Source organism: Methylobacterium sp. J-078 (assembly GCF_022829285.1).
GTDB lineage: Bacteria > Pseudomonadota > Alphaproteobacteria > Rhizobiales > Beijerinckiaceae > Methylobacterium.
This window is the reverse complement of record NZ_JAKSYI010000141.1, coordinates 56,761-77,906: the sequence shown is the minus strand read 5'-3', so window position 1 is coordinate 77,906 and position 21,146 is coordinate 56,761. Positions and strand designations below refer to the sequence as shown.

The window sequence follows — 21,146 nt, the reverse complement described above, 5'->3', positions numbered from 1 at the left end:
GTGACGAACGGGACGGTCCAAGGACCTGGCAACGGGCTCGGCGCGAACGCCGCTCCTGCATATGGTGACGTTCCAGCGCGGGTTTTAGTCCTTCCGGACCGCGCGATCCGGCGTCCGGTCGCCCGCCCTCAGACCACGGCCGGGAAGACGAGGCGGACCACGGCGCCCTCCCCGGGCTTCGAATCGATCGAGACCGTGCCGTTCTGGCGCTTCATCAGCCCGTGCACGATGGCGAGCCCCGTGCCCCGCCCGGCTTCCCGGCTGGTGATGAAGGGTGCCAGCGCCCGCGCCGCCATCTCGGGCGACATGCCCGACCCCTCGTCCGTCACCGTGATGCCGACGGCGCCGTCCCCGGGCCTTTGCAGGCCACGGTCGCCCGGCGGCACCGCGAAGGTCGCCACGACGATGCGCCCGGGCTCGGCCATGGCCTCGCAGGCATTGGCCACGATGTGGGTCAAGGCCAGGTCCACCTGCGTCGGATTTCCGAGCCCGCAGGCGAGGCCGGGCGATGTCCGGATCTCCAGGGTGATCCGCGTCGGCAGGGTCGGGCCGACCCGCGCCCCGAAATCCTCGATCAGGCGGTTCAGGTCCACCGGGCGGACGTCGGGGGCGATGCGGCGCGAGAAGGCGAGCAACTGGCGGGTCAGGATCGTCGCCCGCTCGGCGGCGTCGGTGGAGCGCAGGATCGCCCGCTGGATGAAAGGCTCCTCCCGGTCGCCGAGGCGGCGCTTCAGGCCGTCGATGTAGCCGATCAGGATCTGGAGGAAGTTGTTGAACTCGTGCGCCACGCTGTTGGTGAGGAGACCGAGCGCCTCGCGCTGGCGCGAGAGGAGGAGCGCGCCCTCGGCGTCCCGCCGCCGCGTGACGTCGACGACCTGGGCAAGGAGGTACGGCGTCCCGGACACCGGCGCCACCAGGACCTGCGCCCACCAGGCCGCGCCACCCGCCGCATGGGCCAGGATCTCGACGCCCTCGGGCCGCTCACCGGCCAGGGCCGCCTGCAGGACGGCGCGGGTCTCGCGGTCCCCGTCCGGCCGCAGCGCCGCCCAGAGATCACCGCCGGTGACGGCCGACATCTCGCGCCCGGTCAGGGCGAGGAGCGACGGATTGGCCAGGACGACGCGCTGTCCGTCCTCGGCCGGCTCGAGCAGGAGAGCCGGCACGGCCGACGCGGTGAGCAGCGCCGCGAGCCCCGCCTCCGGCCTCGTCAGCGCAGCGGGGTCGTGCGTTCCGGGCGATGCCATGGCCTGTCCGCCGATGCGGGGCGCGGGCGCCCCTCCGGTCGCAAGGCATAGCCCCTTACCGCAGACGCGGCAAAGCTTGTGTGAGGCCCTACTGGCGCACCCACATCACCCGGCCGATCCAGGCGATGTCGCCGACATTCACGAGGCGGTCGGCATGTTCGGGGTTGAGGGAGGCGAGCTCGATCGTGCGCGCCGTCTTGCGCTTGAGTTCCTTGGCCAGGACCTCCCCGGCGGAGAGGCGCACGACCACGCGGTCGCCCTTGCGCACGCTGGCGGTGGGCGAGACGATGAGGATGTCGCCGTCGCGGTAGAGCGGCATCATCGAATCGCCCTGCACCTCCAGGGCGAAGGCCCGGTCGTCTCCGAGATCGGGAAACTCGATCTCCTCCCAGCCGGGCCCGCCGGTCGGCATGCCCTCCTCGGTGAACAGGCGACCGGCGCCGGCCTGCGTCATGCCGATGAGCGGGATCATCGTACGCGGCGGGCCGCCCCGCGCCTCGATCAGCCGCAGGAAGTCGTCGAGGCTGGCACCCGTCGCGGCCAGGACCTTGGAGACCGATTCGGTGGACGGCCAGCGCTTGCGGCCGTCGGGGCCGATTCGCTTGGAGCGGTTGAAGCTCGTCGCGTCGAGCCCGGCCCGGCGCGCGAGGCCGGAGGCGGAGAAACCATGACGTTCGGCCAATCGGTCGATCGCGGTCCAAATCTGCTCGTGAGACAGCATCGGAGGCTCGAAACGCGCTACGGCTAAGACGACCAGCCTAGATCTAGGAAAGTAGAACTAATCTGTTGGGATGGCAATGCCCGCCCGCCCCCGAAAAGTCAGTCGCGCTCCAGACGAAACGGCCCGATCGACTTACGCCCCAGGGTTGTGCGACGCTTTCCGATGCCCGTTTGATCGCCTTGCCGAAACCCGTTAGGGAGCGCGGTATGCCGCTCATCTACAAGATCTGTCCCCGCGCACTCTGGCGCGACGCCGAGGCGCTCGGCCGCTTCACCGGCGCGCCGGTCGATCGCGCAGACGGGTACATCCACTTCTCGACCGCCGACCAGGCGATCGAGACGGCGGCCCGGCACTTCGCCGGCGCGGACGACCTCGTCCTCGTCTCGGTGGAGGCCGACGCGCTCGGCCCGGCCCTGCGCTACGAGCCCTCGCGGGGGGGCGCCCTGTTCCCGCACCTCTACGCCGACCTGCCCCTGACGGCGGTGCGGGCGGTGGTGGACCTGCCCCTCGGGGCGGATGGCAGACATGTCTTTCCGGATGCGCTGCGGGCCGGCGGCCCGGCGTGAGGCCGCTTCCCCGCTGATCGGAGTGCGAACGTGATCAACGCGCTGTTTCCCCTGGCCCGGCCGCTGCTGCACAGCCTCGACGCGGAGACCGCCCACAACCTGACCCTGCGGGGCCTGGCCGCCCTGCCCCCGCGCCGTCCACGGGCCGACGACCCGCGCCTCGCGGTGGACGTGCTGGGGCGCCGCTTCCCGAACCCGGTCGGGCTCGCCGCCGGGTTCGACAAGGGCGCCGAGGTGCCCGACGCGCTCCTCGGCCTCGGCTTCGGCTTCGTGGAGGTGGGCGGCGTGGTGCCGAAAGCCCAGCCCGGCAATCCGCGCCCGCGGGTGTTCCGGCTGACCCGCGACAACGCGGTCATCAACCGATTCGGGTTGAACAGCGAGGGCCTCGACGTCGTGCGCGCGCGCCTCGCCGCCCGGCAGGGCCGCGGGGGCCGGATCGGGGTCAATATCGGCGCGAACAAGGATTCGACGGACCGGCTGGCCGACTACGTCACCTGTACGCGTGGACTTGCGCCGCTCGTCGACTTCGTCACCGTCAACGTCTCGTCGCCCAACACCCCGGGCTTGCGCGATCTCCAGGGCGAGGCCTTCCTCGACGAATTGCTGGCCCGCGTGGTCGAGGCGCGCGACGCGGTGCATCCCGAGACCGCGATCCTCCTGAAGATCGCGCCGGACATCACCCTGGAGGCCCTCGACGCCATGGCGGCGACCGCCCTGCGCCGGGGCGTCCAGGCCCTCGTCGTCTCGAACACCACCATCGCGCGGCCCGCGAGCCTGCGCGAGGCCGGCCTCGCCAAGGAGACCGGAGGCCTCTCGGGCCGCCCACTCTTCGCGGCCGCGACGCGGCTTCTGGCCGAGACCTACCTGCGCGTCGGCGATCGGATCCCGCTGGTCGGCGTCGGCGGTATCGATTCGGCTGAGGCCGCCTGGACCAAGATCCGCGCGGGCGCCAGCCTCGTGCAGCTCTATTCCAGCCTCGTCTATGCCGGCCCCGGCCTGATCCCCGAGATCAAGGCGGGCCTGCTCGATCGGCTGAAGGCCGAGGGTGGCGCCAGCCTCGCGACGGTGGTCGGGCGCGACGCGGCGGCCCTGGCAACGATGCAGGTCCAAGGGCGCTGAACGGTGGAACGGGGTCGCACGGGCTCGCCCACGCAGAGCCGTCGATCGGACCCGCCCTCGACCTGGGTTGCCGCTCGCCGTCGCGGCGCCCGGCCTATCGTGGCGAAATCATCATCCGCTCTTCCGAAAGAAGCGTTCACGCTTCTGGCGCTCGCTCCAGTGGTTGTCCGGCTGTCGGTAGACGTAGTCCGCATAGAGCTGAAAGCCGGCGGCCGCGTTGTTGTCCAGCAGATGGACGAAGGTCGTGTCCCGATACTCCGGCTTCAGCCGCGGCCTCGGCGGAACCAGGTCGAAGACCGCCTGAACGATCACGTAGGTGCCCGTCAGAACGTGCAGGTCGTAGGGTACGTGATCGGGCGTCGCGTCCTCCTTCACCTTCTGATCGCGAACATTGCGGAGAAGCCTATCGATGATGACGTCGAGTTCGGGCGCACCGCACCGGGCGGCGAGAACCCCATTCATGAGGTTGAAATCCGTTTCCTTCGGCATGAGCCATCGCTGTCCGAACAGCAGGAGGTTGTAGTCGCTCAGCCGGCCGAGCGTCTCCATGAGGTCGGATGGCTGTGCCGGACCAACATGCGCGTCGACGAACAGGCCACCATGCGCGCGCAGAAGGAACAGGCGCGCGATGTCCGACTTGGCCGACGGCAACAGGATGGACTGGAACACTGGGACGAACGGATCCGGCAGGAGGGGAATCACGTCGTCGTCCGAGAAGACCCGGAACCTGTGATAGATCCGACGCCATGCGGAGGCCGCCGCGGGTTCCCGAATTTCGGGATGGGTCCAGTACATGAAGACCGGACAAGTCTCCACGTGGGAGCCCAGCGCCGGACTGATCGACCCGTAGTCGAACCGTCCGATCGGCGCGGGCGAGGTCGGATCCTTGTGCCAGCCCGTCCGGCCCTCGGCCAAGCCGCGCTTTAGGAAGTGCGTGAGCGGATTGATGCGCTCCGCCCGGACATCAGGATTGGCGGTGAGATAGCCGTTGCCGCTGAAGCCGGCGCTTGGGTCGCGGCCTTCCCGCCACCCGTGCCGGAGATAATGCTGAAGCGGCGTGCCGCCGAACTGCGCCACGTCCGGATACCAGAGGCGATAGTAGGCTTCGTCGAATCCCGGCAGGTGGCTGTCCACGGCTGACGGACGAGGCTTTCGGAGGATGCGTAGCAGTTTCATGAGCAGCGTCTGACTCGTCCGATCCGGACATCCGATCTCGATTTGCCGAAGGCTAGCACGGCGCGGGCGAAACGCGCCCGATGCGTGCGCAAGCTACCGCCGGTCCGGGCGGAACGGACGCGTTCGCCGCCCCGTTCCCACCAGCACGGCAGCCCCCGCCGCGAGGCCGAGGAGGACCCACTTCAGGGGAAGCCGGGCCGCCTGTTCGCTCGGCAGGGGTTCGACCACCATGCGCCCGGGAGTGATCTCGACGCCGGGTTTGCCATAGGCCTGCGCGTCGGCGATCTGCTCGGCCGAGACGGCCCATCCGGCGCCGATCTGGCGATCATGGGCCATCACCGCGACGCCGACCGCGAGGGCGACGGCCGCCGCCGCGAAGATCCTCACCGGCGTTCTCATCTCCCGCGCTTCCTCATTCCGGGCGTCCTCGCCTCCGACTCGGCCCGAGGGTTAGGCGATCGGCGGGCGCTTCACCAGGGACTGTGGGCCGGGATCGAAGGCTTGGATTTCCGCATCGCGGCCTGGAACGGTTTCAACCCGCTCACCAGCGGCTCTGCAAAAAACGCATGGTACCCCTAACGGCATGACTGGCCTGCGTTTTCGCGCAATTGAGCGTCCGCTTCGCATCGCGATATCGCTGGGCGGCCAAGGCCCCGTTCCGCGACCGATCCTCGGCCGCGCATGCCCGTCCCAGGACCCGTTCATGGATCACCCGGTCGCGACCCCGAAGCGTTCGTCCGCCGCCGGCGGCTGGGGCGCCTTGAAAAGCTGCGGCAAGCATCTGCTCGGCAGCCGGGCGCCGCTCTCGGGCGCGCGGGCCATGCTCAAGGCCAACCAGCCCGACGGCTTCGACTGCCCCGGCTGCGCCTGGGGCGACCCGGAACACGGCTCGTCGTTCGAGTTCTGCGAGAACGGCGTCAAGGCGGTCTCCTGGGAAGCCACCGACAAGCGCACGCCGCCGAAGTTCTTCGCGAAGCACACGGTGACCGAGCTGCGCGGCTGGACCGACTACGCCCTGGAGGGCGAGGGCCGCCTGACGCATCCGATGCGCTACGACGCGGGAAGCGACCGCTACGTCCCCACCACCTGGGACGCCGCCTTCGCGGAGATTGGCGCCACTCTGCGCGGCCTCGACCACCCGGACCAGGCCGAGTTCTACACCTCCGGCCGCGCCTCCAACGAGGCCGCCTACCTCTACCAGCTCTTCGCCCGGCACTACGGCACCAACAACTTCCCCGACTGCTCCAACATGTGCCACGAGGCCAGCGGCATCGCCCTGCAGGCGGCCATCGGCGTCGGCAAGGGCACCGTCCTCCTGGAGGATTTCGAGAAGGCCGACGCGATCTTCGTGGTGGGTCAGAATCCCGGCACCAACCATCCCCGCATGCTCGGCGACCTGCGGCGGGCGGCCCATCGCGGCGCGAAGGTCGTGGTGTTCAACCCCGTGCGCGAGCGCGGGCTCGAGCGCTTCGCCGATCCGCAGAACACCGTGGAGATGCTGCGCGGCGCCAGCGCGCCGGTGGCGAGCCACTACTACCAGCCGCGTCTCGGCGGTGACATGGCGGCGTTCCGGGGCATCGCCAAGGCGGTGTTCGCAGCCGACGACGCGGCGCTCGCCGCCGGCCAGTCGTCGCGCCTCGACCGGACCTTCCTGCGCAACCACACGGCGGAGTACGAAGCCTACCGCGCGGCGGTGGATGCCACGACCTGGGCGGCCATCGAGGACCAGTCCGGCCTGACGCGCGCCGACATCGAGGTCGCGGCCGAGGTCTATCTTGGCGCCGACAAGGTGATCTGCACCTGGGCGATGGGCGTGACCCAGCACCGCCACTCCGTGGCCACCATCCGCGAGCTCACCAACGTCATGCTCCTGCGCGGCCATGTCGGGCGCCCCGGCACCGGCCTCTGTCCCGTGCGCGGCCATAGCAACGTGCAGGGCGACCGCACGGTGGGCATCAACGAGAAGCCCCCGGCCGCCCTGCTCGACGCCCTGGAGCGGGAATTCGGCTTCGCCGCCCCGCGCCGGCACGGGCACAACGTGCTGGCCGCCATCGGCGCTATGCTCGACGGTTCGTCGAAGGCCTTCATCGGCTTAGGGGGCAACTTCGCTCGCGCCACGCCGGACACGACCCTGGTGGCCAAGGCGCTGGCCTCCTGCGAACTCACCGTCCACATCGCGACGAAGCTCAACCACTCGCACCTCGTGCCCGGCCGCGTCGCCTACCTGCTGCCCTGCATCGGCCGCACCGAGATCGACCGGAATTCGAAGGGCAAGACCCAGATCGTCACGGTCGAGGATTCCATGAGCATGGTCCACGGCTCAGGGGGGATCAACAAGCCGGCCTCGCCCGAACTGCGCTCCGAGATCGGCATCATCGCCGGCATGGCAGCCGCGACCGTTGGGTCGGAACGGGTCGACTGGGCGGCGCTCGCCGACGATTACGACCGCATCCGCGACCTGATCGAGCGCACGATCCCGGGCTTTACCGGCTACAACCTGCGCGTCCGGCGCCCGCGCGGCTTCATGCTGAAGAACCTCGCCGCCGAGCGCAGCTTCGAGACGCCGACCGGGCGGGCCAACTTCTCCGCCGGCCCGCTCCCGGAGGCAACGGAGCACCAGCAGGCGAAGCGCGCGGCCGATACCTTCGTGCTCCAGACCTTCCGCAGCCACGACCAGTACAACACCACGATCTACGGCCTCGACGACCGCTATCGCGGCGTCTACGGCGAGCGCCGGGTGGTCTTCGCTCATCCGGACGACCTCGCCGAGATCCGCGCCCGGACCGGCGACCGGGTCGACATCGTCGGCACCCATGCGGACGGCGTCACGCGGGTGGCCGAGGATTTCCGCCTCGTGCCCTTCGACATGCCGCGCGGGTCGCTGGCCGGCTACTACCCGGAGCTCAACGTGCTCGTGCCGCTCTCGACCTTCGGGGAGGAGAGCGACACGCCGACCTCGAAGTCGGTGCTGGTCCGCCTGCGGACCCCGGCGGCCGCGTGAGCGAACCGCCGGCCGATGCGGAGACCTTCCTGGCGGTGACCGATTCGGTGGCCGCCCTTCAGCCCGGCCTCTCCACCCTGGAGGCCGGGGTTATGGCCGCCCTCCATCTCGACCTCGCCCGCGACAGCCGCAGCTTCGCACGGGTGTTCGGGATCGAGCACGCCCTGGTGCTGCGGGCGGTGGAGACGCTGGCGAGCGAGGCGGGGCTCCTCGCCTTGACCGACCGGAACGCGCGGACCCAGCGCACGCACTACGCTCCCAGCGCGGCCGGGGAGACCGTGTTGGCGCATCTGCACGGGTGACTTCGGGGCAACGAGCCTTTTCGCACGCGGACGGCGCCTACCTGACCGCCTATCGCGGGTGCTCGCCGCGCGATCCCTTTCCCCTCTGCGGGAGAGGGTGGCCCGCGAAGCGGGTCGGGAGAGGGGGAGTGCCTTGTCCGGAGAGGTCGCCCTCTCTCCCGCCTGCTCCGCAGGCACCCTCCCCCGCAGCGGGGGGAGGGTGGCGCACGACACCCTGCGCGCCATGCCCCTCTTTCAGCGCTTGATCGCCACAGGCCCGTTCATGCCCGGCCAGTCCGAGTAGCCGTTGGCGCCGCCGCCGTACCAGTATTGCTTCGGCGCCTCGGCCAGCGGGGCGCCGGTCTCCAGGCGCTGCACGAGGTCCGGGTTGGCGATGTAGGGGCGGCCGAAGCTGAAGAGGTCGGCGCGGCCCTCGGCGAGGTCCTTCTCGGCAAGCGCCAGGGTGTACTGGTTGTTGCCGATATAGGCGCCCTTGAAGCGCTTGCGGATCTGGCCGAAATCGACCGAATCCGGCACGTCGCGGGTCTGCTGCGTCACGCCCTCGATGGTGTGGACGTAGAGCAGGCCGAAGGCGTTCAGGGCCTCCACGTAGGCGCCGAAGGTCGCCTTCGGGTCGCTGTCGAGGGGGGTCTTGCCGGGCTCGGTGGTGGCCGGCGACAGGCGGATGCCGACGCGGTGGCCGCCGCCCCAGACCTCGGTGACCGCCTTCACCACCGCCAGCGGAAAGCGCAGGCGATTCTCGATCGAGCCGCCGTACGCGTCGGTGCGGTGGTTGGTGGAATCGCGTACGAACTGCTCGAGCAGGTAATTGTTGGCCGAGTGGATCTCGACCCCGTCGAAGCCGGCGCGCTTGGCGTTCTCGGCGGCGCGGCGGTAATCCGCGACGATTCCCGGGATCTCGTCGGTCTCCAGGGCCCGCGGGGTGACGTGGGGCTGCATGCCGGACTTGGTGAAGGCCGTGCCCTCGGGCTTGAGGGCGGAGGGCGCCACGGGAAGCTGCCCGTCCGGCTGCACGTCGGGATGCGAGATCCGGCCTGTGTGCCAGAGCTGCAGGAAGATCAGGCCGCCATTGGCGTGGACCCCGGCGGTGACGGGCTTCCAGGCCTCGACCTGCGCGTCGCTCCAGATCCCGGGCGTGTAGGCGTAGCCCACCGCCTGGGGCGAGATGTTGGTGGCCTCGCTGATGATGAGGCCGGCATTGGCGCGCTGGGCGTAGTAGTCCACGGCAAAGTCCGGCGGCACGCCCTCGGTGGAGGAGCGGCTGCGGGTCAGCGGCGCCATCACGACGCGGTTCTTCAGGGTGAGATCGCCCAGGGTGAAGGGCTCGAGGATCGGGCTCATGCGTTCGGCTGTGTCCTGGATGGGGCGGGGCGCGCGGGCGCGCCGGGCTTCAGCCGGGACAAGCGGCGGGGCCGGACGGTGTTCCGCCGGGGCATCGGAGGTCGCCGCACGGGCAGGCCCGCGCGCAGCCGCATCAGGCGCGGCGCGCGCGATCCGGAACGAGGCGAAGGGCCGGGGTCTGGGCCGGCGCGTCGGGAAGGTTCGCCGCCACCTTGCGCTGAAGTTCGCCCCCCTGGAACGGCTTCTGCACGATGCGCTCCGCCCCGACCGCGCCGGCCCGCATCAGGGCCGTCGTGTCGGCGTAGCCGGTGGCGAAGATCACGGAGAGCTGCGGCCAGCGGCTGCGGATCTCGCAGGCGACCTCGGCGCCGTTCATGCCCGGCATCGCGAAATCGAGGAGGACGAGGTCGACGCAAGGGTCGGCCTCCAGCGATTGCAGGGCCGCGAGGCCCGAGCCCGCCTCGCGGATGGTGTAGCCGCTCTCGCTCAGGATGGTGGTCGTCACCTCCCGCACGGCGGTGTCGTCATCTACCACGAGGATGACGGGCCGGTCGTCCGGGCTGCGCCGGGCCGCGCAGTCGACGGGCGCGGCCGGCGCCGCGGCCGGGCGGGCATCGGCCTCGGCGCGGGGCAGGTAGACCCGCACGGAGGTGCCCTCGCCGACCCGCGTGTCGATGCGGACGCCGCCGCCCGACTGCTTGACGAAGCCGTAGACCTGGGCGAGCCCGAGGCCCGAGCCCTTGTCCACCGGCTTCGTCGTGAAGAACGGCTCGAAGACTCGCGCCAGCACGTCGGGCGCGATGCCCGTGCCGGTGTCGCTCACCGCCACCATGACGTAGGCGCCCGGCGCCGGCTCCTCCGCGCGGGCGGGGGCTTCCGTCAGCGTGACGTTGGCGGTCTCGATGGTGAGGCAGCCGCCCACCACCATGGCGTCGCGGGCATTGATCGCGAGGTTGAGGATCACGAGCTCGATCTGCGTCGCGTCCACCAGGGCCGACCAGAGCTCGGGCTGCAGCGTCATCTCGATGCGCACCGCGCCGCCGATGGAACTCTGCAGGAGGTCGCGCATGGAGGCGACGGTGTGGTTCAGTTCCACCGGGGTCGGCGCCAGCCGCTGGCGCCGCGAGAAGGCGAGGAGCTGCGCGGTGAGGCGCCCCCCCCGGTCGGCCGCCCCCCGCATCATGTCGAGGCGACGCTTGGAGCGCTCGTCGGACACGGCGCGGCCCAGGAACTCGATGTTGCCGGAGATCACGGTCAGCAGGTTGTTGAAGTCGTGGGCGACGCCGCTGGTGAGCTGGCCCACCGCCTCCAGGCGCTGGGCCTGGCGCAGGGCCTCCTCGACGCGCTCCCGCTCGACCACCTGGCGCTGAAGCTCGGCATTGGCGGCTTCCAGCTCGCGGGTGCGGGCCTCGACCCGCGCCTCCAGGGTCTCGTTCAGGTCGCGCAGGTCGCGCAGGGCACGCTCGCGCTCGGCCCGGGCGCGGGCCTCGGCGAGCGCCCGCATGATGGTGCGGGGCAGGCGGTCGAGGCGCTGCTTCGTGACGTAGTCGGTGGCACCCCGCTTCAGGGCCTCCACGGCCACATCCTCGCCGAGGGCGCCCGAGAGGAAGACGAAGGGCGTGCCGGGGCAGCGCGCGCGGGCGATCGCGAGGGCGCCGAGCCCGTCGAAGGTCGGCAGGATGTAGTCCGCCAGGATAAGGTGGTGCGCCTCCGGTTCCGCCGTGCGGGTGAAATCGGCCTGCGTCATCACCCGGTCGAGGGTGTAGGGGTGACCGAGGTCGTCCAGGACCGCGCAGAGCAGTTCCGTGTCGAGATCGCTGTCCTCGAGGAGCAGGATCCGCAGCGGATCCGGCCCGAACCCGGCCGGGGGCGTCGGGTCCACCATGCTGTCCCTCAGGTGTTCGATGGCCATTCTCCCCCACGGTGCGGTGGCGGCTCGTTCAGGACCGCCCAGAACACCCCGAGGTCCTGGATCGCCTCGAAGAATTCCGTGAACCCAACGGGCTTGACCACGAAAGCGTTCACCCCGAGGTCGTAGGAGCGCACGAGGTCGGTTTCCTCGCGCGACGAGGTCAGCATCACCACGGGGATCGACCGCGTGCGCAGGTCGCCCTTCACCTTGGCCAGCACCTCGAGGCCATCCACCTTCGGCAGCTTCAGGTCGAGGAGCACGACGGCCGGGTCACGGGTGTCCCGGTGGGCATGCTCGCCGCGCCGGTAGAGGAAGTCGAGGGCCTCGGCACCGTCGCGGCAGATCACGATCTCGTTGGCGAGCTGGCTCTTCTCCAGGGCCGCCAGGGTCAGCTCGATGTCGTTCGGGTTGTCCTCGACGAGCAGGATCGGCTTCAGGTCGGGCATGGTTCGGCGTGACTCCTAAGCGTTCGACTAAGCGTTCGACGGCGTCCGCGACCGGGGCGCGGCCTTCGGATTCGGGACCGCCGTGGACGACGGCAGCGTGAAGTAGAAGGTCGCGCCCTCGCCGATCGCCCCCTCCGCCCAGGTCCGCCCGCCGTGGCGCTCGACGATCCGCCGGACATTCGCAAGGCCGATGCCGGTGCCCTCGAATTCCTCGACCCGGTGCAGGCGCTGGAACACCCCGAACAGCTTGCCCACATAGGCCATGTCGAAGCCGACGCCGTTGTCGCGCACGTAGAAGACCGGGTGGTCGACGGCCTCGCCCTCCCCCCGCGGGTCCGAGGGCTGCGCGTCGCGCCGGCCGATCTCGATCCGGGCCTCGGGGCGGGTGCGCGTGTACTTCACCGCGTTCGAGAGGAGGTTCTCGATCACGAGGCGCAGCATCATCGGGTCGGCGTAGACGGTCCCGAGGGGCTGCACCGCCCAGTGGATCACCCGGTCGGGGGGCACATCGCGCAGGGCGGCGCGGCGCAGTTCCTCCACCAGGACGTTCAGGTCGCCGGCGATCGGATTCAGGGAATGCCGGCCCATCTGCGAGAAGCGCAGCAGGTTGTCCACGAGGGTGCCCGCCGAGAAGGCCGCCTCGATGATGGTATCGACGTAGTGGCGCCCCTTGTCCGAGAGCCGGGCCCCCTCGCGGGAGCGCAGCAACTCGGAATAGCCGACGATGTGCCGGAAGGGCGCGCGCAGGTCGTGGCTCACCGAGTAGGAGAACGCCTCCAGCTCCTTGTTGGAGCGCTGGAGTTCCTCGCTCACGGAAGCCAGCTCCTCGGCGCGCCGGAGCACGATGCCGATGACCGAGCCGCGCAGTTCCTTGACGGCCTCGGTCTCCGCCAGCGACCAGGGCAGCGCGCGGCCCTGCAGGGTCTCCTTCCAGATCTCGAAGGATTTGCGCGGATGGAGCCGGTCCGGCCCGCCGGCCGGGTCGGGAATCGCCGCCTTGCTGGGGTCGCCGCCCCATTTCACCGTGCGCACCACCTCCGGCCTGAACCAGAGCACGTAGCTCGCGTATTTCTGCGAGATCGAGATCGCCAGGAGCCCGCTCGCGCGATCCGCGAAGGCGCGGGCCGGTGGATACACCTCGCCCAGGGCGTCGGTGGCCACGAGGTCCGCGCCCCCCGGACCGCTGGAGAGCCAGCGGTAGATGCCCCAGATGTCGGCCTCCGGCGGCGTGGCGCCCAGCAACCGGCAGCGCTCGGCGGAGATCACCGCCGCGCCGGAGGCCCCCGCCAGCGCCAGGACGTCGTCGGCGTGGTTCAGGAGCCCGTCGAGGAAGGTCTCCTCCTCGGCCATGTAGCCGAGCAGCCGCGCCTGGATCGACCCGAGGGCGAGGCGCTGCTCGGCCTCGGCGCCGCGCTCCTTGGCGGCGAGCTGGAGGGCGAAGATGCGGGTGAGGAAGTCGCAGGCGTTGCGGGCCTGGAGGGGGACGCGGCGCGGCGTCTCGTTGTGGCAGGAGATCAGTCCCCAGAGGGCCCCGTCCACCAGAATCGAGACCGACATCGACGCCATGGTGCCCATGTTGCGCATGTATTCGACATGCACCGGCGAGACGCTGCGCAGGATCGACTGGCTGAGGTCGAGGGGTTCCGCCTCGGCGAGGTCCGGCGCGCGAAGGATCGGGACCGGCACGTAGCCGGCGTCGGGGATGATGCGCAGGCGGTTGCGCCGGTAGAGCTCGCGGGCCTGGGCCGGAATGTCGGTCGCCGGGAAGCGCAGGTCGAGATAGGACGGAAGGACGCCGTTGCCGTCCTCGGCCACCACGGTGCCGTTCCAGTCCCGGTCGAAGCGGTAGACCAGGGTGCGGTCGAACCCCGTGATGTGGCGGATGTCGACGGCCAGCAGATGGCAGAGATCCTCCACCGACCCGGCCCCGTGCAGGCCCTCGACGAACCGGCTGAGGCGCGGATAGAGCGCGTCGAGACTGTGGTCCGAGGCGGACGCGCTCGCCACCGCCTCGAATTCCAGGATCGTGAGATCGCCGCAGGCATGCGCCGCCAGATCGTAGGCGCGGGGTCCCTCGCGGGTGTCGAGGGTCACCGTGCGCAGGTACTGCGCGCCGTCGCGCTCCGGTGCGATCCCGCCTTCGACCTCGTCGGCGAGGCTCGGAACGTAGGCGGCCGCGTCCAGTCCGATCGCGTCTCCGGACCCGAGCAGGCGGGGCGCGTTGGCGCTGGCCTGCACGATGCGCCGGTCCGGTAGGCGGAAGGCGATGAGGAAGCCATGTGGCTGGAGCGTGCCGAGGCGGTGGATCGGCTCCCGGTCGCAGGCGGTCAGTTCGACCCCGCGCGGGGACCAAGCGGTCGAGGCCAAGTCATCTGCTCCGTGCCGCCGGAACAGCCCGGATGGCTGCTCCGGCCTCGTGACTAGGCCCAACGCGACCGGGGCGCAACGCGATCCGAAATGACGGATTCGTCAGACGGCGCGCAGAATCGCCGCGGCGCGGGCGAGCGCTCCGGCGGCCGCCGTCGACTTCGGATGGTCCCGCCCTAGCTTCGTCGCGTGACCCGGGATCGCGCGAGCGTGCAAGTCCGCCGGGGGGCAGGAGCCGAAGCATGTCGAAGCCCGATCGCGTGGAGCCGCGCCCACCGGAGTTGCCGGCGCCCTGGCACACGCCCGAGCGGGCGGCCCTGCAGGCAGAGGCCCGGACCTTCGCCCGCGACGTGGTGATGCCGCTCGCCGATACCCTCGACCCGCAGAAGGCGGAGATGCCCCGCGCCCTCATCGACCGGATGGCCGAGAAGGGCTGGTTCGGGATCACGATCCCGTCCGAGCAGGGCGGCCTCGGGCTCGGGGTGTTCGAATACTGCCTCATCTCGGAGGAGCTTGCGCGGGCCTGGCTCTCCGTCGGCAGCATCCTGGCGCGGGGCCAGGGCCTCGGCACGCAGACCCTCGATCCGGAGCGCCGGCGCGACCTCCTCGAGAAGTCCGCGCGCGGCCGCTGGATCGGCAGCATCGCCCTGTCGGAGCCCACGGCCGGTTCGGACCTCGCCGGGGTCAAGACCCGCGCCGTGCGCGAGGGCGACACCTGGGTGCTCACGGGGACCAAGCGCTGGGCGGGCTTCGCCCAGGCCGCCGACTTCATCGAGGTCCTGGCCCGCACCCGCGACCCGGAACCCGGCGAGCCGCGCTCGGCCGGGCTCGAACCCTTCCTGGTGGTCAAGGAGCCCGGCACCTTTCCGCCCGGCATGACCGGCCGGGTCATCGACAAGATCGGCTATCACGGCTTCCTGACCTTCGAGCTCGACCTCGACGGCGTGCGGGTGCCGGAGAGCGACCGCCTCACCGGCCTCTACGGCGACCAGGGCGCGGACGCGGATGCGGGCGGCTTCGCCTCGGTCCAGCGCGGCCTCAACATCGCGCGGGTGCACACGGCGGCCCGCGCGGTCGGCGTGGCGCGCGCGGCCCTGGAGGACACCCAGGCCTATCTCCAGGAGCGCGAGCAGTTCGGCCACCCGATCGGGGATTTCCAGGCGCTGCGCTTCGCACTCGCCGACATGGCGGCCGACATCGCGCAGGCCCGCGCCTTCTGGCACCAGGTGGCCCACCTCCTCGACATCGGCGAGCCGGCCGAGAGTGAGTCCGCCATGGTGAAGCTGGTCGCCACCGAGATGGCGGTCCGGGTCACCAATCAGGCCATGCAGCTCCATGGCGGCAACGGCTACACCACGGAGCGCCGCGTCGAGCGCTACTGGCGCGACGCCCGCCTGACCACGATCTTCGAGGGCACCAGCGAGATCCAGCGCCGGATCATCAGCGACCGGATTCTGCCGAAGCCGTGAGCCTTGGGGCCCAGTGAGTCTCGGGGCTCAGCGCCCGCCCATCACGAGGCGCAGCTTGCTCGCAAGATCCTCGCGCCGGTAGGGCTTGCTCAGGAGCGGCAGGTCCACGGGCACGCCCTGCTCGCCCAGCGCCGAGCCGGTATAGCCGGAGGCGAGCAGGATCCGCAGGCCGGGGCGCAGCTGGCGCGCCTGGGTGGCGAGCTCGATGCCGTTGAGGCCGCCCGGCATCACCACGTCCGAGAACAGGATGTCGATGCGCTCCGTGCCCCGCAGGCGTTCCAGCGCTTCGGCGGCGCGAGTGGCCGTGAGGGTGCGGTAGCCGAGCTCCGACAGGCTCTCCACCGCCATCTCCAGCACGGCGGCCTCGTCCTCCACCACGAGGACGACCTCGCCCTCCGCGGCCCGGCGCAGGGGCAGGAGGGCGTCGGGGCGCGGTGCGGCGGCGACCGGTTCGGCCGAGCGCGGCAGGTCGATGGTGATGGTGGTGCCGAGGCCCGGCGTGCTCGCCACCCGGACCTGCCCGCCGCCCTGGCGCGCGAAGCCGTAGACCTGGCTCAGGCCGAGCCCCGTGCCCTTGCCGACGTCCTTGGTGGTGAAGAACGGCTCGAACGCCCGCGCGGCGGTGGCGGCATCCATGCCCGACCCGGTGTCGTGCACCGAGACGCGGACGTAATCCCCCGCGTTGAGGTCGGGCCACGCGGCGGCGCGCTCCGGCGTCACGGCGAAATTCTCGGTGCGGATCGTCAGGGTGCCGCCGCCCGGCATCGCGTCGCGCGCGTTCACCGCGAGGTTGAGGATGGCGCTCTCGAACTGGCCGGGATCGAGCCGGACCGGATCGAGCGCGGTGTCGAGGTCGAGCACGAGGGTGACGGCCTCGCCCAGCGCCCGCTGCAGCAGGCCCTGGAAGTCCTTCAGGAGGTGGTTCGGGTTCACCGTCTCCGGCCGCAGCACCTGCCGGCGCGAGAACGAGAGCAGCTTCTCGGTGACCTCGGCCCCGCGCCGGGCGGCGAGCATCGCCGAGGTGGCGAGGCGCTCGACCCGCTGCGGGTTGTCCGGACGGCGCACGATCATGTCGAGGTTGCCGACGATCACGGTCAGCAGATTGTTGAAGTCGTGCGCCACGCCGCCGGTGAGCTGGCCGATCGCCTCCATCTTCTGCGACTGGCTCAGGCGCTGGTCGGCCTCGCGCCGCTCCGTCGTGTCGATGACCACGCCGATCATCCGGATCGGGGGGCCGCCCTCGTCCCGGTAGGCGCGGCCGCGCACATTGATCCAGCGCTCGGCGCCGTCGCCCGCCCGCGTGATCCGGCACTCGACCTCGAGATGCCCCTCGCGCTGCGCCCGCGCGACGGCGGCGGCGACCGCGGGGCGATCGGCGGCGACCACGTGGCGCAGGAAATCCGACAGCCCCCAGGACGGCAGCAGGGTGTCGTAGCCGAAGATCCGGTCGTGCCGCAGGGTCCGCTCGGCCCGGCCCGTGGCGAGGTCGAGGCGCCAGTCGCCCATGTCGGCGGCCTCCAGGGCAACCAGGAGGTTGTCGCGGGCGATGGCGAGCTCGGCCCGCTCCCGCTCGCGGCCTTCCGCGGCCTGCTCGGCCGCGCCGTAGAGCCCGTCGACCTCCCGGAGGTAGACCCCGAGGAGGATCATGCCGGCGGCGAGCGCCTCCAGGCGTCCCGCGAACCACCCCACGGTGCCGCGCGCCGCGCCCGGCAGGGTGACGAGGTTGTCGAAGACCAGCAGCAGCAGCGAGACGGCCAGCCAGAGGTGGAGCACGCTGCGCAGGCGAGTGGTCCAGCACAGGATCGCCAGGGCCAGGACGGTGAGGAAGACGACGCCCGGCCCGATGCCCGACGTGGTCAGAAGCCAGTAATCGTCGCCCGCGACGGTGCGCGGCAGGTAGTCCACGAAGTCGATCACGATCCACGACAGGACGCCGACCGCCGCCAGGATCGCCAGGGCCGCGCGGGTGCCGACCCGGTCCTCGGAGCCGGCGGGCACGAAGCGCCGGCGCCGGTCGCCTTCCATGATCGCGTAGGGCAGCGCGAAGAGCGGCGGCCCGAGGTGCCACAGGGTCCACAGCCACGTCGTCGTCGCCGGGCCGGCCCCGAGGATGCGCCCCGGCGCGAAGATGCCGGGAAAGCTGAGAAGCTGCACCGCGACGATGAGCGTCGTGTAGAGGCTGCCGGCGGCGAGGACGAGGAGCGAGACCGAGCGGGTGCGCCGGTACTGGGTGAACAGCAGGGCGGTCGTGACGGCGTAGACGGTGATCAGCGCGGTCTGATAGCTCGCCACGAAGCCCGGCATCGCCCCGATGGGTCTTCCCGCGATCGGGACGAGCACGAGGGTGAGAAGCCCGAAGGCGACCGCGACGGCGACCGCGAACCGCCTGTTCCGACGGCTCGGGGCCGCGGTCGCGAGGGTGGAGAGGTCGAGGCGTCCAGACGCTTCCGGCACGAGGAGGGCTCCGGGCCGTGCTCACGGGCAGGTCGCCCGGCCGTCAGGACCGAGGCGAGTCTAGCACCTTCCGGATTCCGCGCCATGCCGGCAGCATCGGTTCACGCGTCGCGCGACCATGCCGTGCGGGGGCTGTTGCCGCCGCGAGACAGACGTCCGGCCGGGCCCGTCACGCGAAGCACGCCGGAACAGAGACTCCGCCCCGGTCGCAGGCCGCCGGTCTCTCCCTCCGGGAAGGGCCGACCGCGCGCCGCCAGGGCGGAGCGAAGCGGGCTTACTTCTTCGAGGCGAGGTAGGCGATGACGTCGTCGATCTTCTTGTCGTCGGGGTAGCCGGCGAACACCATCTTGGTGCCGGGCACCTTGGCCTTCGGGTTCTTCAGCCACTCGTGCAGGTTGGCCTCGTCCCAGGTGATGCCCGAGCCCTTCAGCGCCGCCGAGTAGGTGTAGCCCTCCTCGGACGCCGCCTTGCGGCCCACGACACCGGTGAGGTTGGGGCCGACGCCGTTCTTGCCGAAGGCGTGGCAGGCCTTGCAGGGCGCGAAGGCCTTCTCGCCGGCCGCCGCATCGCCCTCGGCCTGCGCCGCCATGGGAAGCAGTGCCGCCACGATCGCGCCGAGCATGATGTACCGCATGGGGTTTCCTCTCCGATGATTGTCGTTGCGCTGAGGAACCTAAGGCGCAGCCCCGGAAACGTATCCGAACGCCCGGCGATATCACGGTAATTTGAAGAAGAGCGCCGGGATTAGCCGCGATCGTCCCTGGAAAGCGCCGGCATCGCCCATAGAGTTTTTCCACCGATCTCGCATCGCACGATGGCGCATCGAAGGGGTGGGGCCATGCCGATCCAGCCAGCCGACGTCTCCCGGTTTCTCGATCGCTCCGGCTGGAGTCAGGCGCAGCTTGCCTGGACGCTGGGGATCAACCAGCCGCGCATCTCGCGGTTCATCACGGGGCTGAAGAAGCCCAATCCGCAGCTTCAGGCGGCGCTGGAGACGTTCTTCGCGCACGATCCCCGCGCCGGAGCCCCCACATCGCGATCGGATTGACCGCGCCCTGGCCACGGCGCGCAGTCAGGACATCCGATTCGCCACCGCAGGCCCCAAACCCCGGGACGACGCGAAAGGACCGGGCCCGTCCCGCCTTCGAACCGAGAGCGGAGGCGTGCGGTCCGCGCGGTGACCCGCCGGCCCCTCGGCGGCAGTCGGGATCGCCCGCGGAAAACGCCGATCGCCCGGCGATCCGCGAAGGCGGCACGAGCCGGCGCGGACACGAACCCGTGAGCCGATGATGCATATTTGCATCTATGCGATTTAATTCCGAAATGGGCCGCAACCGCACGGATTATTTCTAATTTTTTCTGGCACATACCCCTGCAAATCAGGGGGGCGTCACTTGAAACGCGTATTGCTCACCGGCGCGACCGGTCTCATCGGGGGCGCCGTGCTCCATCAGGCCCTGGACCGGGACGATGCCGTCACGTGGGTCTGTCTCGTGCGCTGCGCCAGCATCGATCAGGGCCGGCAGCGCGTCGCGGCCCGCCTCGCCCGCTTCACCGATCCGTTCACGGCCCAGCGCCTCGCCCGCAAGGTCGAGATCGTGCCCGGCGACTTCACCCGCGCCGACCTCGACATGGATCCGCGCCTCGACGACGTCACCCACATCCTGCACCTGGCCGCCGACACGTCCTGGTGGGGCGACGAGCGGGTGAACCGGACCAACCACGACGGAACCCTGGCCCTGGCCCGGCGCGCCCGCGCCATGGCGGGGCTCGAACGCTTCCTCCACGTCGGCACCGCGATGATCTGCGGCGCCAACGCGCCCCATCAGGTGGAAGAGGCCGCCTACCCGGCGGTCGATGCCCGCCACCTCGTGGCCTACACGGTGTCGAAGGCGGCGGCCGAGACCTCGCTCGCCGAGCACTTCTCCGATCTGCCGGTCGTGGTGGCCCGGCCCTCCATCGTGGTTGGCCACTCCACCCTCGGCGCGGGCCCGAGCTCCAGCATCCTGTGGGTGGTCCGCGCCGCCGACCGCCTGCGCATGCTGCCCTGCAGCGACGAGAGCCGGGTCGACATCGTGCCCTCCGACTGGGTCGCCGAGACCCTGCACGGCCTGCTGTTCAAGCCGAACCTCGCGCACCGGCTCTACCACGTCTCCGGCGGGGCGGCGTCCAGCGCCTCCTGGCGCGACCTCATCGGCGCCTTCGAGGCGGCCGAGCCGTCCGACGGCGTGCGGGCCTTCCGGCGCTTCGACCTGTCCGACCGCGCCACCCTGCGCGCCCGCTTCGCGGAGGTGTTCGGGCTCGACGGCTCCCTCAAGCAGGCGATGCTGCGCGCGACCCGGGCCTACTACGCGTTCTGCTCCCTCGACCTCAGCTTCGACAACACGCGGCTCCTGGCGGAGGGCTTCGCGCCGCCGCCGTCCCTGCCGGCCTACCTCGCCACCTGCCTCGCCAATTCGGGCGAGATCGTCGAGCAGTTCGCCGACGACCTCGAGATGTTCACGGCCCCCGTGCCGAGCGCGCCCGCGGCGCTGACGGCCATCGCGTGAACCCCTTCTTCATCCTCTCCCTGGCCATCGGCGCCGAGATCACCGCCACCCTCGCCCTCAAGGCGGCCGATGGCCTGACCCGGCCGGGACCGACCGTGCTGGTGGCGCTGGGCTACGGCACGGCCCTCTGGCTGATGTCCACCAGCATGGACATGCTGCCGATCGGGGTCGTCTACGCGATCTGGGCGGGCGTCGGCATGGTCGGGGCTGCGCTCGGGGGCGCCCTCCTGTTCGACGAGCCGGTCAGCCCGACGATGATCGTCGGCATCGGCGTGATCGCGGTCGGGGTCGCGATCCTGGCCTCCGCACAGACGAGCCACTGAGGCGAAAGGCGCCGCATCGCCCCGCGCCTCAAATTCGACGCGGTGCGACCCGAGGCCAGTGCCGCACGATTCGGGGGGACCGATCTGCGGGCTCGTGCCGGCGCGACCCGCGCCGCGCCTGACCGGCGCCGGCTCTCCCCGCCCCCGTGCCGAGGC

The 21,146-nt window shown here is 71.0% G+C and carries 18 protein-coding genes; 8 read left to right on the top strand and 10 right to left on the bottom strand.

Annotation, left to right across the window (positions count from 1 at the left end; genetic code table 11):
- Positions 1–128: 128 nt before the first annotated feature.
- Positions 129–1,244, bottom strand: coding sequence for an ATP-binding protein (locus tag MKK58_RS25130; RefSeq protein WP_243915677.1), 1,116 nt, complete (start codon positions 1,242–1,244; stop codon positions 129–131).
- An 88-nt stretch (positions 1,245–1,332) separates the two neighbouring features.
- The gene (locus tag MKK58_RS25125) at positions 1,333–1,965 is read right to left on the bottom strand and encodes a helix-turn-helix transcriptional regulator (protein WP_243915676.1); all 633 of its coding nucleotides are present in this window, start codon (positions 1,963–1,965) and stop codon (positions 1,333–1,335) included.
- Between the two features lie 206 nt (positions 1,966–2,171).
- Between MKK58_RS25125 and MKK58_RS25120 the strand changes: the two genes are divergently transcribed.
- Together MKK58_RS25120 and MKK58_RS25115 are read left to right on the top strand one after the other, a co-directional pair.
- Entirely contained in the window at positions 2,172–2,531 is a 360-nt protein-coding gene (locus MKK58_RS25120) for a DUF952 domain-containing protein (RefSeq protein ID WP_243915675.1), read from the top strand.
- A gap of 30 nt (positions 2,532–2,561) precedes the next feature.
- The gene (locus MKK58_RS25115; protein ID WP_243915674.1) at positions 2,562–3,650 is read left to right on the top strand and encodes a quinone-dependent dihydroorotate dehydrogenase; all 1,089 of its coding nucleotides are present in this window, start codon (positions 2,562–2,564) and stop codon (positions 3,648–3,650) included.
- A 111-nt stretch (positions 3,651–3,761) separates the two neighbouring features.
- Here MKK58_RS25115 and MKK58_RS27020 read toward each other — a convergent pair whose 3' ends face one another.
- Together MKK58_RS27020 and MKK58_RS25105 are read right to left on the bottom strand one after the other, a co-directional pair.
- The gene (locus tag MKK58_RS27020; RefSeq protein ID WP_313899300.1) at positions 3,762–4,826 is read right to left on the bottom strand and encodes a hypothetical protein; all 1,065 of its coding nucleotides are present in this window, start codon (positions 4,824–4,826) and stop codon (positions 3,762–3,764) included.
- A 93-nt stretch (positions 4,827–4,919) separates the two neighbouring features.
- On the bottom strand, positions 4,920–5,225 hold the full coding sequence (locus tag MKK58_RS25105; RefSeq protein WP_243915673.1) for a hypothetical protein: 306 nt from the start codon (positions 5,223–5,225) through the stop codon (positions 4,920–4,922).
- A 304-nt stretch (positions 5,226–5,529) separates the two neighbouring features.
- Here MKK58_RS25105 and MKK58_RS25100 point away from each other — a divergent pair, with 304 nt between their 5' ends.
- Positions 5,530–7,827 (top strand): FdhF/YdeP family oxidoreductase, encoded by a 2,298-nt coding sequence (locus MKK58_RS25100; RefSeq protein ID WP_243915672.1) that lies wholly within the window; start codon positions 5,530–5,532, stop codon positions 7,825–7,827.
- Positions 7,824–8,129 (top strand): hypothetical protein, encoded by a 306-nt coding sequence (locus MKK58_RS25095; protein ID WP_243915671.1) that lies wholly within the window; start codon positions 7,824–7,826, stop codon positions 8,127–8,129. The genes MKK58_RS25100 and MKK58_RS25095 overlap by 4 nt, the downstream gene beginning before the upstream one ends.
- A 234-nt stretch (positions 8,130–8,363) precedes the next feature.
- Here MKK58_RS25095 and MKK58_RS25090 read toward each other — a convergent pair whose 3' ends face one another.
- The 4 genes from MKK58_RS25090 to MKK58_RS25075 all read right to left on the bottom strand — a co-directional run bounded on the left by MKK58_RS25090 (position 8,364) and on the right by MKK58_RS25075 (position 14,195).
- Positions 8,364–9,470 carry an alkene reductase gene (locus MKK58_RS25090; RefSeq protein ID WP_243915670.1) on the bottom strand — a complete coding sequence of 369 codons (1,107 nt, stop codon included), beginning with the start codon at positions 9,468–9,470 and terminating at the stop codon, positions 8,364–8,366.
- Positions 9,471–9,603: 133 nt separating this feature from the next.
- Entirely contained in the window at positions 9,604–11,382 is a 1,779-nt protein-coding gene (locus MKK58_RS25085) for a response regulator (RefSeq protein WP_409565317.1), read from the bottom strand.
- A complete protein-coding gene (locus MKK58_RS25080; RefSeq protein WP_243915669.1) occupies positions 11,364–11,828 on the bottom strand; it encodes a response regulator in 465 nt (154 codons plus the stop codon). The genes MKK58_RS25085 and MKK58_RS25080 overlap by 19 nt, the downstream gene beginning before the upstream one ends.
- 27 nt (positions 11,829–11,855) lie before the next feature.
- Positions 11,856–14,195, bottom strand: a complete 2,340-nt coding sequence (locus MKK58_RS25075) for an ATP-binding protein (RefSeq protein WP_243915668.1) — start codon at positions 14,193–14,195, stop codon at positions 11,856–11,858.
- A 242-nt stretch (positions 14,196–14,437) separates the two neighbouring features.
- Here MKK58_RS25075 and MKK58_RS25070 point away from each other — a divergent pair, with 242 nt between their 5' ends.
- Positions 14,438–15,664, top strand: coding sequence for an acyl-CoA dehydrogenase family protein (locus MKK58_RS25070; RefSeq protein WP_243915667.1), 1,227 nt, complete (start codon positions 14,438–14,440; stop codon positions 15,662–15,664).
- A gap of 27 nt (positions 15,665–15,691) precedes the next feature.
- Here MKK58_RS25070 and MKK58_RS25065 read toward each other — a convergent pair whose 3' ends face one another.
- Complete coding sequence (locus MKK58_RS25065) at positions 15,692–18,118, bottom strand: MASE4 domain-containing protein (RefSeq protein ID WP_243915666.1); 2,427 nt, start codon at positions 18,116–18,118, stop codon at positions 15,692–15,694.
- 274 nt (positions 18,119–18,392) lie between these two features.
- The gene (locus tag MKK58_RS25060; RefSeq protein ID WP_238278186.1) at positions 18,393–18,752 is read right to left on the bottom strand and encodes a c-type cytochrome; all 360 of its coding nucleotides are present in this window, start codon (positions 18,750–18,752) and stop codon (positions 18,393–18,395) included.
- 204 nt (positions 18,753–18,956) lie between these two features.
- Here MKK58_RS25060 and MKK58_RS25055 point away from each other — a divergent pair, with 204 nt between their 5' ends.
- The 3 genes from MKK58_RS25055 to MKK58_RS25045 all read left to right on the top strand — a co-directional run bounded on the left by MKK58_RS25055 (position 18,957) and on the right by MKK58_RS25045 (position 20,990).
- The gene (locus MKK58_RS25055) at positions 18,957–19,166 is read left to right on the top strand and encodes a multiprotein-bridging factor 1 family protein (protein WP_243915665.1); all 210 of its coding nucleotides are present in this window, start codon (positions 18,957–18,959) and stop codon (positions 19,164–19,166) included.
- Positions 19,167–19,512: 346 nt separating this feature from the next.
- Positions 19,513–20,667, top strand: a complete 1,155-nt coding sequence (locus tag MKK58_RS25050) for an SDR family oxidoreductase (protein ID WP_243915664.1) — start codon at positions 19,513–19,515, stop codon at positions 20,665–20,667.
- Positions 20,664–20,990 (top strand): DMT family transporter, encoded by a 327-nt coding sequence (locus MKK58_RS25045; RefSeq protein ID WP_243915663.1) that lies wholly within the window; start codon positions 20,664–20,666, stop codon positions 20,988–20,990. The genes MKK58_RS25050 and MKK58_RS25045 overlap by 4 nt, the downstream gene beginning before the upstream one ends.
- The last annotated feature ends 156 nt before the right edge of the window (positions 20,991–21,146 follow it).